Genomic DNA, 15,321 nt, shown 5'->3' on the forward strand with positions numbered 1-15,321 from the left:
CAAAAAGGAGAGTCTTGATGCAATTCACCGGGACAGATCGCTATGTCGCCCCCCCGGATCTGGCGGTCGCCGTCAATGCGGCCGTCACCCTTGAGCGCCCGCTGCTGGTCAAGGGCGAACCCGGAACCGGCAAGACCGAACTGGCCCGGCAGGTCGCCACCAGCCTGGGCATGCCGATCATCGAATGGCACGTGAAATCAACGACCAAGGCGCAGCAGGGCCTTTACGAATACGATGCCGTCAGCCGCCTGCGCGACAGCCAGCTGGGCGATGCGCGGGTGAACGACGTCGCGAATTATATCCGCAAAGGCAAACTGTGGCAGGCCTTCGAGGCGCCGTCACGGGTCGTCCTGCTGATCGACGAGGTGGACAAGGCCGATATCGAATTTCCAAACGACCTGTTGCAGGAATTGGACCGGATGGAGTTTCACGTTTATGAAACCGGCCAGACGATCCGCGCGGCGCAAAGGCCGGTCGTGATCATTACCTCGAACAATGAAAAGGAATTGCCCGACGCATTTCTGCGCCGCTGCTTTTTCCATTATATCCGTTTTCCCGATGCCGAAACGCTGAAGGCCATCGTGAACGTCCATTACCCGGATCTGAAACCCCGCCTGCTGGACGAGGCGTTGTCGCAATTCGTCGACCTGCGCCAAGTGCCGGGGATGAAGAAGAAACCCTCGACCAGCGAATTCCTGGACTGGTTGAAGCTGATCCTAGCCGAAGACCTGGCCCCCGAAGACCTGAAGCGCGACCCCGCCACGATGCTGCCCCGCTTGCATGGTGCGCTGCTGAAGAACGAACAGGATGTCGCGCTGTTCGAAAAGCTGGCCTTCATGGCCCGCAGGCAGCGCTAAGCTTTGCCGTTGCGGCGCGGGCCCTGCCCCGCCTAGGCTGGCGCCGCAACCAAACCGAGGGGGGTTCATGACACAGGGCTTCGACACGACCGCCATTCACGCAGGCGCGGCCGCCGATCCGGCCACCGGCGCAAGGCAGGTGCCGATCTATCAGACCACGGCTTATGCGTTTCGCGATGCCGATCACGCGGCAGCTTTGTTCAATCTGCAAGAGGTCGGCTATATCTATTCCCGCCTGACGAACCCCACCGTCGCGGCGCTGCAATCGCGCATCGCGGCGCTTGAGGGCGGCGCGGGGGCGGTCTGCTGTTCATCCGGCCACGCGGCCCAGATCCTGGCGCTGTTCCCGCTGATGGAACCGGGGCGCAACATCGTCGCCTCGACCCGGCTTTATGGCGGAACCGTCACGCAGTTCAGCCAGACGATCCGCCGCTTTGGCTGGTCGGCGAAATTCGTTGATCTGGACGATCCGCAGGCGCTGCGCGATGCCATCGACGACGACACCCGCGCGATCTTCTGCGAATCGATCAGCAATCCGGGCGGCTATGTGACCGACATTCCCGCAGTCGCCGCCATCGCCGATGATGCGGGCATCCCGCTGATCGTGGACAACACGCTGGCCACCCCCTATCTGTGCCGACCGATTGAGATGGGCGCGACGCTGGTCGTCCACAGCCTGACCAAATACATGACCGGCAACGGCACCGTCACCGGCGGCGTCGTGGTCGACAGTGGCAAGTTCGACTGGTCGGCCAGCGACAAGTTCCCCAGCCTGTCGGCCCCCGAACCCGCCTATCACGGGCTGCAGTTCCACAAGACCTTCGACAACCTGGCCTTCACCTTCCACGGTATCGCCATCGGGTTGCGCGATCTGGGCATGACAATGAACCCGCAGGGCGCCCATTACACGCTGATGGGGATCGAGACGCTTGGCCTGCGCATGCAGCGCCATTGCGAAAACGCTCTGAAGGTCGCGCAATGGCTGGAACAGGACCCGCGGGTCGTCAAGGTCACCTATGCCGGGCTGGAGAGTTCGCCCTGGAAGGCCACGGCGGACCGGCTCTATCCCAAGGGCGTCGGCGGTCTCTTCACCTTCGAGATCGCGGGCGGCTATCAGGCCGCGGTGAAGCTGGTGGGCGCGCTGGAGCTGTTCAGCCATGTGGCAAACTTGGGCGATGCGCGGTCGCTGGTGATCCATTCGGCCTCGACCACCCACCGCCAACTGACCGAGGACCAGCAGCGCGCCGCAGGGGCCGGCCCCGAGGTCGTGCGCCTGTCCGTCGGCATCGAGGACGTGGCCGACCTGATCGCCGATCTGGACCAGGCGCTGGCCAAAGCGACGGCCTGACGACATCGGGGGCCGTCATGGCCCCCGACCCTTTCAGTGCGCGGATCAGTTCGCGGGGGCGTCGGTTTCGGGCAGCGGTTCGACGATGCCGGGCGCGATGGGTTCATCCGGCGCGGGCGCGCCGTCGCCAGGCATCGGCATGTCGTCGCCCTTCTTGTCGTGATGGCCCTTGGGACCCTTCGGCCCTTTGGGCGCGCAGGCGCCGTCGCACATCAGCGCGTATTCGATATCGACCTGCGACGACATCTCCATCTCTCCGGCCTGGACGGGCACGCTGTCGGCCATCGCGGCCTCCATGCGCATCATCGGACGGGGACCGCCGCCGCTGTTCTGATTGTCGCGAATGGTCAGGACCGGCCCCAGGGTCAGCCCCGCCGCCTCGGCCAGAACCTCGGCCTTGCGGCGCGCGTCGGCGACGGCCTGCTTGCGGGCGTCATCCTGCGCGTCCGCGCCGTCTTCGCGGGCGAAGACGATGCCGTTGATCTCATTCGCGCCGGCGCTGACGATGGCGTCCAGAACCTCGCCCAAGCGGGCCAGATCGGTCACGCGGACGCTGACCATGTTGCTGGCCTGGTAACCGGTGACGGTCGGGGCACGATCCTCGCCGTATTCTATCATCGGGTTCAGGTTCAGCCCCGAGGTCTGGATCTGGGCCTGATCGATCCCTGCATCGGTCAGCGCCTTGATGACCGCCGCCTGCTGATCCGAATTCTGGTCCATCGCCGTCTTCGCGCTGTCGCCCTGCGTCGTGACGCCAAGCTGCACCGTCGCCATGTCGGGGGCGATGCGCGCCAGCCCGTCACCCGTCACCGACAGACGCGACATCTGCGCGCCGGGGCCGCATTGCATACCGGGGCCCGCGGCCAAGGCCGGGCCGGACATCAGGCCGAACGCGGCCACGCCAAGCGCCAGCATGCGGGCCTTGGAAAGTTGCAGGGACGGCGTCATGGAAGATCCTCCTTGATCGTTTCACTCCATGCAACATTCATGCACCCAAGCCGCGGTCATGCCTAGGCCGCTTGGCGTCGAAACCGGTCACAGTTCTGCCAGTTCTTCTTTCAACGTTCTACAATTTGCGGTAGTGATGGTTAAGGTCAACGACATCATGCGGCTTAAAATGCATGATGCAAATCGAGCAGCGAACCATACAGATGAACCAGCATGCCGCGCCCCCCGAATTTGCCATGAGCTTCACCCAGGAAGCCGTCCAGCTGGAGCGTCGAGAGGGGCCGGAATGGCGCCCCTTGGGACAGGCCCGGTTTTCGGGCGACGATCTGACCGCAGCCCTGATCGCCATGCGCGACCAGGCGGGCGGCGGCGGGGGCGAACTGGACACGGTTCTGGTCATCCCCGACGACCAGGTACTTTACACCACGCTGACGGTGCCCTTCGGATCGGACACCCCGGCCACCATCGCCCGCGCGTTGGAGGCATCGACACCCTACAAGGCGCAGGATCTGGTCTTTGACTGGTGCCCCGCGACTAACGGTGACATCGAAACCCTGCGCGTGGCCGCCGTCGCCCGCCGCACCCTGCACGAGGCCGAGGATTTTGCCCGCGCCCAAGGGTTCCGCCCGTCGGGTTTTCAGGCACGCCCCGGTGACGACCGCTTTGACGGCCAGCCCGATTTCGGCACGTCGCGTCTTGCGCAGGAACAGTTCGACCGCAGGCCGTTCAGCGATCCCGACCTGGTCCATGCCCGTGTCACCGCGCCCTTCATCGAACCCGCGACCATCAACGGTCCGGATAACGGTGATATCGGCGACGACGCCGTAGAAGTTACCGTCACCCGCATCACGCCCCATGTCGACGCGCCGGTGACGCCACCCAAGCCCGCCAGTGGGCGCACGCCGTTGGTTGCGACACCCCCTGCCCCTGCCGAAGGCGGTGCCGCGGTGATCCGCCATGGCCAGACGGCGCCCCTGACGGCCAAGCGCCTGTCGCCGCGGGCCGAGGCCGTGCACAACCGCGCGGCCGCCGCCCGCGCAAACCGCCAGGCCGACGGCTCGGCGGGTGCCGCAACGGGCGCCGTGGCCGGGCTGCGCAAGCTGGACCCGACCCGCCTGCCGGTGATGGTCGGCGGGCTGGCAGTCGCCGTTGTGCTGGGCCTCGTGGTCTTTGGCGGCGATTCACAACCCACGATCGAGGCCGATCCCGCGCCGCAGCAGACCGCAGCGGTTGAACCCGCCCCGGCTGCGTCCCGGGAAGCGGTTACCCCGGCGGCTCAACCGCCCGCCCAGGTCGAGCCCCAGGATGCGGCCGAGTCTGTTCCAACCAACGCATTGCCGCCGATCGAAATGCCCGCTCCGGTCGGGGAAGGCATCGTTCGCAGCGCGTCGGACGCCCCCGAAGAACGCGACGAGGACCCGCTGACCCGCGCGCTGGCCGAGGCCAACGCCGCGGACACGACGCCCGGCGCGCAGGCCCTGACCGATGCGCAGATCGCCGCGGCGACCCTGCTGCAACGCCAATCGGCTTTGGCCGCCCCGGACACCGAACAGCCGGTCAGTGCGCCGCCCGTGGTCGAAAGGCCGGGCCAGCCGCAGACCGTCGGGGCCGAAATGCCGCCGGCGAACGCGCAGACGGCGCCAGCAAACAGCGCGAATGCGCAGCCTGTCGCCCCCGCGACGTCATCCGCAGAGGCCGAAGCCCCAGCTCCACGTCCGCAATCGGAGCCTGCCGCCACCGCGATCAGCCGTGCGGTCAACCTGCAAAGCTCGGCCCGTCCGCCGCGCACGACGCCGGCGCGCGCGTCCACCCCCGCGGCCCCCGAGGCACGTCCAAGCGTCCCGTCGAACCCGCTGCCGTTCGAAGGCAGCGCCTCAACGCCGACGCCGCGCATCGCAGCCAGCCGCCCGCCCGAACGCCCCGCACGTCCGACCCCAACCGCCGCGCCCGCTGCCACGACTCCGGCTTCGGCACCCGAAGCGGCACCGGCCCGGCCCGTCGCAGCGCAACCGACCGCCGGACTTGGCGCGCGCCCGCCCAGCATCACGCGGCCCGCGCGCAGTCCTGAACCGGCTGCGGCACCGACTGCCTCTCCGGCTGCCGAAGCCGCACCGGCAACGGGGGCTCGCCCCCCGTCGCGCCCCCAGGATCTTTCGTCGCTGGAGGAGGGCAGCGCGTCCGAAGACGACGCCCCCCGGCAGCTGACCCAAGCCGAACGTCACTTGCTGGAATTGCAGCTGCGCGATCTGCGGACGGCGCAAGCGGGACAACCGGGCTTCAGCCCGCAGGAACGCGGATTGGTCTTCCAACTGGCCGATGCGCGTCCCACGCGAAAGCCGGTATCGGTTCGCGGCCCGTCGCAGAAGGCGGTCGAATCCGCCGTCGCACAGGCCGTCGGCAGCGGCCGTCCCGAACCTAGGGCAGGCGGACAGAACTCGGCAGCCACCGCCGACAGCGCCCCACCCGCCATCCGGGCAACCGCGTCGGGAGAGCTGGGCCGTTCGGCGCGCCCCGGCGCCAAACCGCGCAGCAAAGGCTCGGCCAGTCTGTCGGCCGCCGCAGTGGACCAGGCCGTCGCATCCGCACTTGTAGCCAAGCCGTCGGCGGGATCGGTCGCCTTGACGTCGTTGGCCTCATCCGCGCTGCCACCGCGCCGCGCGGCCAATGCGGCACCTGTTGCGGCCAATGCGATGGTCGCCACGGCCGCTCCGGTCGCCGCGGCCATCGCCCCCACGGCAGTTGACCGCCAAGCTGCCTCCGAAGCGGCAGCGCAGGCGGAACAGCGCCGCCAGGACGAGGAATTGCAGGCGCAAGCTGAGGCGCGCGCCCGGTCACAGGCCACTGCAGATGCCCGCGCCGAGGCCCAGGCCCGCGCCGCAGCGGAAGCCCGCGCCCGCGCGCAGGCCGAAGCCGAGGCCCGCGCCGCTGCTGCCCGCAACCAGCGCTATCAACCGCCCGAAGTCGATGCCGAACCCGACGTCATCGCCGCCATCCCGCAGGGCGCGAACGGATCGGCCGGTTCCAGTGCGACCGTCAAGGACGGCATCAAGCTGAACAGCACCCAGATCATCGGGACCATCGGAGCAGGCCAGGCCAGCCGCGCGCTGGTGCGTCTGTCGAACGGCCGTGTCTTGACACTGCGCATTGGCGACAAGATCAACGGTGGCCAGATCACCGCCATCGGCGACAGCCGCATCACCTATCAAAAGCGTGGACAGGCCTTTGCCTTGGGCGTCCTGAACGGCCAGTGACACGCGGCGGCCCTGCGCGGTGGCGCGGGGCCAGACCTCAGGCCATCCCCCCGGAGCTTTACCCATCCAGACGGCGGATCGCATAACCCTGATCCTGCAGAAGGTTCAGAACCCCCGCCTGCCCCGGCAGATGCAGCGCACCGAAGGCCGCAACGATCCCACGACCGTTCGCGCGGGCCTTTTCGGCGCCATCGATCAGCACCTTGATCCATTTTCGATTGCGATCATCCATCAGACGCTGCTGGGCCAGGGACATCTGCTCGTCGACCTCGGATTTCGGCAGGCCGGAATTGTCATAGGCGTCGAAGCGGCCGAATTCCCAGATCTGCCAGACATTCCCGCTGAAATAGGCATCCGTCAGCGTCACCGCGTAATCATCGGCATAGGCCGCCGATGGCAGCGCCGCGCGGATCATGTCCAGTTCCTGCGTAGGCGTCAGGTCGGCATAGAGATTAAAGATCGTGTCCCAGGGCTCCAAGGCGCGGATGGGCGTTTCGGCCTTTTGAGCCTGATGGACCAGCAAGTGATCCAGACCGCCTGTCTTGCCGCCCGTGCTTTCCATCGCGTCCAGCATGCAGGGAGAGATCCCCAGCATCATCGAGACATACCACGGACGCAGCCGCGAGGTGATGACGGCGGGCGAACCGCGATCGGCCATGGCGGTCGACAGTTTTTGCCATTCGTCGGGGGTAAGCCGTTCGGGCAGGGTCGGACCGTCGGGATCGACCATCAGGCTGGGATCGGATTTCAGCGCCTCGGTCAGGCGGCTCTCCTCGCGCGGGCCGGCCTCGACATAGAGGGCGGCCGCATCGGTGATGAAGGGCCGCAGCCGATCGACCATGGGCGCATGCCGCGCGTCGCCGAAATGATAGGTCCCGACCAGCGTGATGCGGTGGTCGCCCTTTTCGGCCTGAAACAGCAGGCCTTCACGGAAAGGCACGTTCCGCACGGCGTTTTCGATCCGGGCCTTGCGATCGGCGGGCATGGTGTCGAACAGGTTGCGCCCCTTGCAGGCATCGGCCAGCGCGGGGGCCGACAGGGACAAAAGCGCAAGCGCGGCGGCCTTCAAAACATGTCGCATCGCGTCTTTCCAACTGCGTGATCAATGCCGCGCAAGCTGTCACGAAACCGGCCCGTCTTCCACCCGAGGCAATCGAATTTCCGCGTCAAACCCGTTGACAGTGTCGTGTGTCGGCCCTAGATCAACGTCATTGGCACTCGCACCCGGTGAGTGCCAACAACGCAACACTGCAACCTGAAACATCGGAGTGTTCACATGGCATTCAAACCGCTGCAAGACCGCGTTCTGGTCCGCCGCGTCCAGTCGGAAGAAAAGACCAAGGGCGGTCTGATCATCCCCGACAACGCCAAGGAAAAGCCCGCCGAAGGCGAAGTCGTCTCGGTCGGTGATGGCGCACGCAAGGACTCGGGCGAACTGATCGCACCCTCGGTCAAGGCAGGCGACCGCGTGCTGTTCGGCAAATGGTCCGGTACCGAAGTCACGGTCGACGGCGAAGAGCTGTTGATCATGAAAGAAGGCGACATCCTGGGCGTGATCAGCTGATCCCCGGATAGACCCTTTCTTCAAACAAACTTCAGGAGATTCAAATGGCAGCTAAAGAAGTCAAATTCGGCACCGACGCACGCGACCGCATGCTGCGCGGCGTCAACATCCTGGCCGACGCCGTCAAGGTGACCCTGGGCCCCAAGGGCCGCAACGTCGTCATCGACAAATCCTTCGGCGCACCCCGCATCACCAAGGACGGTGTATCGGTCGCCAAGGAAATCGAACTGTCCGACAAGTTCGAGAACATGGGCGCACAGATGGTCCGCGAAGTCGCTTCGCGCACCAATGACGAAGCCGGTGACGGCACGACCACCGCGACGGTTCTGGCCCAGGCCATCGTCAAGGAAGGCATGAAGGCCGTTGCCGCCGGCATGAACCCGATGGACCTCAAGCGCGGTATCGACCTGGCCACCAGCAAGGTCGTCGAGGCCATCAAGGCCGCAGCGCGTCCCGTCAACGACACCGACGAAGTCGCCCAGGTCGGCACCATCTCGGCCAACGGCGAAGCTTCGATCGGCCGCATGATCGCCGACGCCATGCAGAAAGTCGGAAACGAGGGTGTCATCACCGTCGAAGAAAACAAGGGCATGGAAACCGAAGTCGAAGTCGTCGAAGGCATGCAGTTCGACCGCGGCTATCTGTCCCCCTATTTCGTGACCAACCCCGACAAGATGGTTGCCGAAATGGAAGACGCCTACATCCTGCTGCACGAGAAGAAGCTCTCGTCGCTGCAGCCGATGGTTCCGCTGCTGGAAGCCGTCATCCAGTCGGGCAAGCCGCTGGTCATCATCTCGGAAGACGTCGAAGGCGAGGCTCTGGCCACGCTGGTCGTCAACAAGCTGCGCGGCGGCCTGAAGATTGCTGCCGTCAAGGCACCGGGCTTTGGCGATCGTCGCAAGTCGATGCTGCAGGATCTGGCCATTCTGACCGGCGGTCAGGTGATCAGCGAAGACCTGGGCATGAAGCTGGAAAACGTCACGATCGACATGCTTGGCACCGCCAAGAAGGTCACGATCAACAAGGACAACACCACCATCGTCGACGGTGCCGGTGAGAAGTCCGAGATCGAAGCCCGCGTCAGCCAGATCCGTCAGCAGATCGAGGAAACCACCTCGGACTACGACAAGGAGAAGCTGCAGGAACGCGTCGCCAAGCTGGCCGGCGGTGTCGCAGTCATCCGTGTTGGTGGCATGAGCGAGATCGAAGTCAAAGAGCGCAAGGACCGCGTCGATGACGCCCTGAACGCAACCCGCGCAGCCGTCCAGGAAGGCGTTGTCGTCGGTGGCGGTGTTGCCCTGGTTCAGGGTGGCAAGGTTCTGGAAGGCCTCTCGGGCGCCAACAGTGACCAGGATGCAGGCATCTCGATCGTTCGCCGCGCGCTGGAAGCGCCGATGCGCCAGATCGCCGAAAACGCTGGCGTCGATGGTGCCGTGGTGGCCGGCAAGGTCCGTGAGTCCTCGGACAAGGCCTTCGGCTTCAACGCTCAGACCGAAGAATATGGCGACATGTTCAAGTTCGGCGTGATCGACCCCGCAAAGGTCGTCCGCACCGCGCTGGAAGACGCTTCCTCGGTGGCCGGCCTGCTGATCACGACCGAAGCCATGATCGTCGAAAAGCCCGAGCCGAAAGGCCAGGGTGGCGGCATGCCCGACATGGGTGGCATGGGCGGCATGGGCGGCATGATGTAATCATCCCCCTGCCCCTTGGCAGAAACGGAAAAGGGCACCCTTGGGGTGCCCTTTTTTATTATTATTTCAACGTATTTAAATATGGTGTTTCACCTCCTGATCACACATTTTTGGGTGTCGCGATATGGAAGGTGAACTGGGACGATATCCCAAGGCCGCGGCGCTAAGCGTTTTCTTCGCCTTGGCGATATTCGTGCTGGCGGTGCTGATCCTGATCATCGTCATGGGTATGCTGCAATCCAGCCCGATGAATACGGATTTCGTCCAGTCCCTGATCGCAAGCTGCAGCAAAAACGTGAATCATTGCAATGTCGCGATGGAATTGATCATTCAGGTAACGCGCGGATCCCGCGCTGGATTGGTGCTGTATTATCGTTTTACGATCTCCGCCACGGCCATCATCGTTGCGCTGTCCATGGTGGCGCTGGGCAGCGTGCTGATTTTCCACCGCATCACATCCGCCAGGCATCCCATGCCCGCCGAACCAGGCGACCGCACGCGGGATGACAACTGGTTCGCGGGATCGCTGAAAGGCACATTCTCGGCGGGATCACCGTTTCCGGGCCTGTTGATAATGGCCATGGGTTCGTTCTGCATGATGGCGACGCTGTGGCTGGCCGGGCAAAAGGCGCCGCAGATCTATGTGCCGGGCAATGCGCAGATCCCCCAAGGTGCCTAGATCTCCCTTGGCAGATCGTCGCTTGCGGCGTCCGACAATCCGCAATAAGGGCAAGATCAGAGCATTGGACCATGCAGCCGAACAGCCATCGTCCAATTTTGCCGATCCTGTTTTTGATCATGTCAGCGAATATGCTTCAGGCGCAGTCTTCCATTGAAACCTATGAGCGCCGCGTATCCGGATGCATGGATAATCCACCATCTCCGCAATATTCGTCCGGTATCTTCGTAGCATTCAGGGATGGCATCATTTACGCGCGCGATTCGCTGAAAGGTTGCGGTCCGGTCAATATCGCGCGGTATGATCCATATTAACGACGGACTTATTCCCCCGTGCCGCAAGTTTTTGAACTGCTGGACCAGCAAACCCTGATTGAAGACATGCCGCATCAGTACCGGCCGACCAGCACCGCTCTGTCGGCCGATCCGCAATCAGTGCCAGCAGGCAACCACTCACAGCGCCCCCCTTAGCCTGCGGTTCTCTCTGCAGCAGGAGCGCTGACGGCTATTCGATGCGTCCTTCGACCTTCATTGACTTGCACAGCGACTGGAAACGCGACCTTGCCACCTCGCCCATCAGGGCGCGACCTGTCTTGGTCAGGTTCAGCGTCACGCTTTCCCCCGGCACATGCACCAGCGATGCCGCATTGGCCAAATCGTCGATGGCGAACATCGCGCCGAAACGCATCGCCTTGCCCAGAATTTCGGCCGCCAGGATATCCTCCTCGGACAGCAGTGCAAACAGCGGGGCAAGCTGCGATTGTGCGCGGTTGTTCTTGTATCGGTGCAACAGCGCCAGCCCCAGATAGATCCGTTCCAGATGACTGAGCGCGGCCATGTTGGCGCGCGTTACATTGTCGAAACAGGCCTCGGCGCGGTAATCGGGATGCGCGCGCCAAGCCGTGTCATGTAGCAGGCATGCCGCCTGCATCAGGCGGTCGCGTTCAGGCGGCAGGTCGGGAAACAGCGGCAGCAGGAACTGGTACAGTTTCTTGCCAAAGCCCGGCAAACGGGCCATCTGCTTTTCGGTAAAGCGTGCGGCCTCTATCAGCGGGTCGCGGCGGCGCAGCGTTTCGGACATATGCTCGTAAAGCAGCCCTTCGCGGATGCCAAAACTGGAAACAGCCAGCTCGCTCGGCGCGAAGACCCCGATCAGCTGCGACAGGACCTGCCCTGCCAACGGCACCAACTCGATCCGCGAGGATGAGATGCCGACCTTGCTGCGCAGCGTGTTCAGGTCGTGCTGGCCCATCCAGTCGATGGTCTGGGCGACGGCCTCGGGGGTCATCCGGTATTCGTGCAGCACCGTCATGGGATAATCGCTGCGTTCCATATCCAGCCGCGCGATGGCCCGCCATGACCCGCCGACCAGATAGATACGTTCGTGATCAGTCCCGACCTCTACGGCCAGTTTGGTCAGGATGGCGGTGATATGGGCCTGCAGCTTTTCGGGTGGCACCTGCTGCAGACGGAACGGGCCCAACTGCGACGTCACACGCTTGCCGACCTTGCCGTTTTCGACCACCGCCAGCTCCAAAGAGTTGCCGCCGATATCGCAGACCAGGCCCTTGGCGTCGGGCCATCCCAACAGCACGCCCTGTGCTGAGAGCCGTGCCTCTTCCTGGCCGTCGATGACCCACAGCTTCAGGCCGGTTTGCTTTTCGACGCGCGCCTGGAAGGCGGGACCGTCCTCTGCCTCGCGCACGGCGGCGGTGGCCACGCAGGTCAGCGGTTCGATATCCATGCTTTTTGCCAAGGCCGCGAAACGGGCCAGCGCCGAAAAGCCCCGCTCGACGCCTGCGGGGTTCAGGCGACCGGTCGTGGCCATGTCCTGGCCCAACCCGGCCATGACCTTTTCGTTGTAGAAATAGGCCGGCGACCGCGCCGCGCCGTCAAACACCACAAGGCGGATCGAGTTCGACCCGACATCGACGATGCCCACGCGTTTCAGGGCCCGCTTGGGCAGCTTGCCGAATTTGCGACCGAATGGCTCGATCTTCTGTCCGCTGGTGGTTCGCACCCCGTTCATGTTTCAAGCCTTTCGCAATGCCTTCATGTTCCTTGGCCCGACAACGCCCAAGCGTCAATCGGAAGAATGCGTCAGCGCCGGAACATCCCGAGCCCCGGCCGTGCCCCGCCCGGAAAGCGAGGGGTTCTCCATGAAGAACCGGTGGCAGTTGAACAGATCGTCGCGGCCCTGTGGGAGGTAACGCAGGAAACGGCCATCTGGCTGCAACAGCCAGCTTTGCGCCTCGTCGGCCATATTGGCGGCCATGACCTGGTTCACGATCTGCGCCTTGACCGTGTCGTTGCGGCATTCGACCAGCGTCTCGACCCGGCGGTTCAGGTTGCGGTCCATCCAGTCGGCCGAACTGATGAAGACCCGCGCCTTGATCGAGGGCAAGCCGTAGCCATTGCCGAAACAGACGATGCGCGAATGTTCCAGATAGCGGCCGACGATAGACTTGACGCGAATATTTTCCGACAAGCCCTTGATGCCAGGGCGAATTCCGCAAATTCCCCGGACAACGAGGCTGATCTTGACCCCGGCTTCGCTGGCGGCGTAAAGCGCCTCGATCACGTCCGTCTCGGTCAGGGAATTGACCTTGACCCAGATGGACGCGGGGCGCCCCTGACGGGCGAATTCGGCCTCGGCGGCGATCAGGGCGATCAGATGCGCCTTCAGTTCGATGGGCGAGATCGACAGGTTCTCCAGCCCGGCAGGCTGCACATAGCCCGACAGATAGTTGAAAACCTTGGTGGCATCGCGCCCGAGTTCCGCATCGCAGGTGAACAGCGACAGGTCGGTATAGATCCGCGCCGTGATCGGATGATAGTTGCCCGTCCCGTAATGGGTATAGGTGACCAGCGCGTCGCCTTCACGGCGGACGATGGTGCTGATCTTGGCATGCGTCTTGTAATTCACGAAACCATAAACGACATGCGCCCCCGCCCGCTCCAGGCGGCGCGACTGTCGGATATTGGCCGCTTCGTCAAACCGCGCCTTCAGTTCGACCAGCGCGGTGACGGATTTTCCGGCCTCGGCGGCCTCGCAAAGCGCGTCCACGATCGGGCTGTCGCGGCTGGTGCGGTAGAGCGTCTGCTTGATCGCCAGCACGTCGGGATCGCGCGCTGCCTGCGCCAGAAAGCGCACCACCATGTCGAAGGTCTCATAGGGGTGATGCAGCAACATGTCTTTTTGCCGAATGGCCGCGAACATGTCGCCGTCATGGTCCTGCACCCGTTCGGGCACGCGGGGTGTGAAGGCGGGCCACAGCAAATCACGGCGGCTGTCCAGCACCAGCTCGGACAGGTCGGCCATGCCCAACAGGCCCTCGACCTCGATCACCTCGTCGGCGGTCACCTCCAGCTCGTCCATGATCAGGCGGCGCAGGCGATCCGGCGCGCCCGATGTGATCTTCAGGCGGATGACGCTGCCGCGACGGCGACGCTTCAGCGCGGTCTCGAATTCACGGACCAGGTCCTCGGCCTCTTCCTCAACCTCCAGATCGCTGTCGCGCAGCACGCGGAAACTGCAGTGACCGACGTCGCGATAGCCCGGGAACAGGCTGGACAGATGCATCAGCAGCAGGTCTTCCAGTCGCAGGAAACGCTCGCCCCCCGGCAGGGACACGAAACGCGGCAACTGCGCCGGGATCGGCAGCAGAGCCTGCATCTTGCGGTCATCGGTTTCACGCGCCAGCTGCAGCGCCAGCGAAAAGCCCGTGTTGGGGATGAAGGGAAACGGGTGCGCAGGATCGATGGCCAGGGGCGACAGGACCGGGAAGACCCGGTTCTGGAAATAATGGTGCAGGAATTCTTCCTCGGCGCGGGTCAGGCGCTGGCGGGACAGGATGACCAGACCCGCCTGTTCCATTTCCCGGCGCAGCCCGTTCCAGACGCCCTGCTGGGCGGCCATCAGCCGCCGCGCATCGGCGTTGATCAGGGCCAGTTGTTCTGCAGGCAGCAGCCCGTCATCCGAAGGCGTCGTGCTGCCTTCGCGGACCAGTTCGCGCAGGCCCGCGACGCGGGTGGTATAGAACTCGTCCAGGTTCGTGGCGCTGATCGACACGAAGCGCAGGCGCTCCAGCAAAGGGACGCGCGGATTGCGCGCCTCGTCCAGGACCCGCCAGTTGAAGGACAGCCAGCTGAGTTCGCGGTTGAAAAAACGGTTTACGCCCTGCGGAACACCGCCCGGCAGGTCCTTGGGTTGCGGAAAGGGAGAGCGGAGAAAATCGGCTTGGGTCATGGTGTTCCAGCGGCGGAGGTTGACGCGATCATGCGTCAGCCTCGGACAGCTTGTCCAGCAGCTCGGCGGCGATGCGGCGGGTGACGGGGCCTTTCTGTGCCATCGCGGCGTGATCCATCGCGGCGACCAGACGGCGGGCCAACCCCAGGTCGCGATCCATGTGCAACACCAGCCAGTCAATCAACCCGGCGGGCACGGCCAATTGACGGTCCGCGAACAGCTTGACCAGCACGGCGGCCAGCAAAGCCTCGTCCGGTGGGCCAAGATGAACCTGCGGCATCGCGTCCATCCGCGACCGCAGATCGGGCAAAACCAGCTCCCAATCGCGCGGCGGCCTGCGGGCGGTCATCATCAGCAGGCAGTCGCGAGGCCCGCAAAGGTTCCACAGGTGGAACAGCGCCTGTTCGACCCCGGCGCCAAAGCCCGAACAGTCCGCATCCTCGACGACGACCGCACCGCCTTCGGCAGCCAGCATGTCGGGGGCGTCGGGACGCAGGGCACCGGCTGCGATCCGGCGCGCGCCGTTTTCCGCCGCCCAGAATGCCGCCAGATGGGTCTTGCCCGCCCCTTCCGGCCCGATCAGCAGCATCCGCCCGTTGGGCCAGAACATCGGCGCATCCAAAGCCGCCAGTGCCGCGCGGTTGGCCGGGGCCGGCAGGAAATCGGCCCGCGCATGGGCCGGAGGCGTGGTCAGGTCCAATGTCAGTTGGCGGGACAAGGCTTGGGTCACGCGGC

At 64.6% G+C, this 15,321-nt stretch carries 12 protein-coding genes; 7 read left to right on the plus strand and 5 right to left on the minus strand.

The features are described 5' to 3' along the window. The first annotated feature begins 17 nt into the window (after window positions 1-17). Together DKT70_RS07970 and DKT70_RS07975 are read left to right on the plus strand one after the other, a co-directional pair. Entirely contained in the window at window positions 18-857 is an 840-nt protein-coding gene (locus DKT70_RS07970) for an AAA family ATPase (protein WP_111558640.1), read from the plus strand. Between the two features lie 67 nt (window positions 858-924). Continuing rightward, a complete protein-coding gene (locus tag DKT70_RS07975) occupies window positions 925-2,205 on the plus strand; it encodes an O-acetylhomoserine aminocarboxypropyltransferase/cysteine synthase family protein (protein WP_111558641.1) in 1,281 nt (426 codons plus the stop codon). 45 nt (window positions 2,206-2,250) lie between these two features. Here DKT70_RS07975 and DKT70_RS07980 read toward each other — a convergent pair whose 3' ends face one another. After that, window positions 2,251-3,153 (minus strand): SIMPL domain-containing protein, encoded by a 903-nt coding sequence (locus DKT70_RS07980; protein ID WP_111558642.1) that lies wholly within the window; start codon window positions 3,151-3,153, stop codon window positions 2,251-2,253. Between the two features lie 203 nt (window positions 3,154-3,356). Between DKT70_RS07980 and DKT70_RS07985 the strand changes: the two genes are divergently transcribed. Continuing rightward, window positions 3,357-6,404 (plus strand): hypothetical protein, encoded by a 3,048-nt coding sequence (locus DKT70_RS07985; protein ID WP_111558643.1) that lies wholly within the window; start codon window positions 3,357-3,359, stop codon window positions 6,402-6,404. A 58-nt stretch (window positions 6,405-6,462) separates the two neighbouring features. On the opposite strand, the gene DKT70_RS07990 is transcribed toward DKT70_RS07985, so the two are convergent. Next, the gene (locus tag DKT70_RS07990; protein ID WP_111558644.1) at window positions 6,463-7,485 is read right to left on the minus strand and encodes a TraB/GumN family protein; all 1,023 of its coding nucleotides are present in this window, start codon (window positions 7,483-7,485) and stop codon (window positions 6,463-6,465) included. A gap of 195 nt (window positions 7,486-7,680) precedes the next feature. On the opposite strand from DKT70_RS07990, the gene DKT70_RS07995 reads away from it, so the two are divergent. The 4 genes from DKT70_RS07995 to DKT70_RS17775 all read left to right on the plus strand — a co-directional run bounded on the left by DKT70_RS07995 (window position 7,681) and on the right by DKT70_RS17775 (window position 10,652). Continuing rightward, window positions 7,681-7,968, plus strand: coding sequence for a co-chaperone GroES (locus tag DKT70_RS07995; RefSeq protein WP_072298366.1), 288 nt, complete (start codon window positions 7,681-7,683; stop codon window positions 7,966-7,968). A 44-nt stretch (window positions 7,969-8,012) separates the two neighbouring features. Beyond that, window positions 8,013-9,659 (plus strand): chaperonin GroEL, encoded by a 1,647-nt coding sequence (groL, locus tag DKT70_RS08000; RefSeq protein ID WP_111558645.1) that lies wholly within the window; start codon window positions 8,013-8,015, stop codon window positions 9,657-9,659. 124 nt (window positions 9,660-9,783) lie between these two features. Beyond that, window positions 9,784-10,338: a hypothetical protein gene (locus tag DKT70_RS08005; protein ID WP_111558646.1), complete on the plus strand. Its 555-nt coding sequence runs from the start codon at window positions 9,784-9,786 to the stop codon at window positions 10,336-10,338. Between the two features lie 71 nt (window positions 10,339-10,409). Beyond that, a complete protein-coding gene (locus DKT70_RS17775; RefSeq protein ID WP_146612605.1) occupies window positions 10,410-10,652 on the plus strand; it encodes a hypothetical protein in 243 nt (80 codons plus the stop codon). A gap of 190 nt (window positions 10,653-10,842) precedes the next feature. Here DKT70_RS17775 and DKT70_RS08010 read toward each other — a convergent pair whose 3' ends face one another. Genes DKT70_RS08010 through DKT70_RS08020 form a run of 3 tightly spaced genes read right to left on the minus strand, consistent with a single transcriptional unit; the run spans window position 10,843 to window position 15,316 of the window. Continuing rightward, window positions 10,843-12,366: a Ppx/GppA family phosphatase gene (locus tag DKT70_RS08010; RefSeq protein ID WP_111558647.1), complete on the minus strand. Its 1,524-nt coding sequence runs from the start codon at window positions 12,364-12,366 to the stop codon at window positions 10,843-10,845. Window positions 12,367-12,420: 54 nt separating this feature from the next. After that, window positions 12,421-14,586: an RNA degradosome polyphosphate kinase gene (locus DKT70_RS08015; protein ID WP_111558648.1), complete on the minus strand. Its 2,166-nt coding sequence runs from the start codon at window positions 14,584-14,586 to the stop codon at window positions 12,421-12,423. Window positions 14,587-14,614: 28 nt separating this feature from the next. Beyond that, complete coding sequence (locus tag DKT70_RS08020; protein WP_233490480.1) at window positions 14,615-15,316, minus strand: P-loop NTPase family protein; 702 nt, start codon at window positions 15,314-15,316, stop codon at window positions 14,615-14,617. Window positions 15,317-15,321: the final 5 nt, after the last annotated feature.

This window comes from Paracoccus sediminilitoris (assembly GCF_003259195.1).
Classification (GTDB): domain Bacteria; phylum Pseudomonadota; class Alphaproteobacteria; order Rhodobacterales; family Rhodobacteraceae; genus Paracoccus; species Paracoccus sediminilitoris.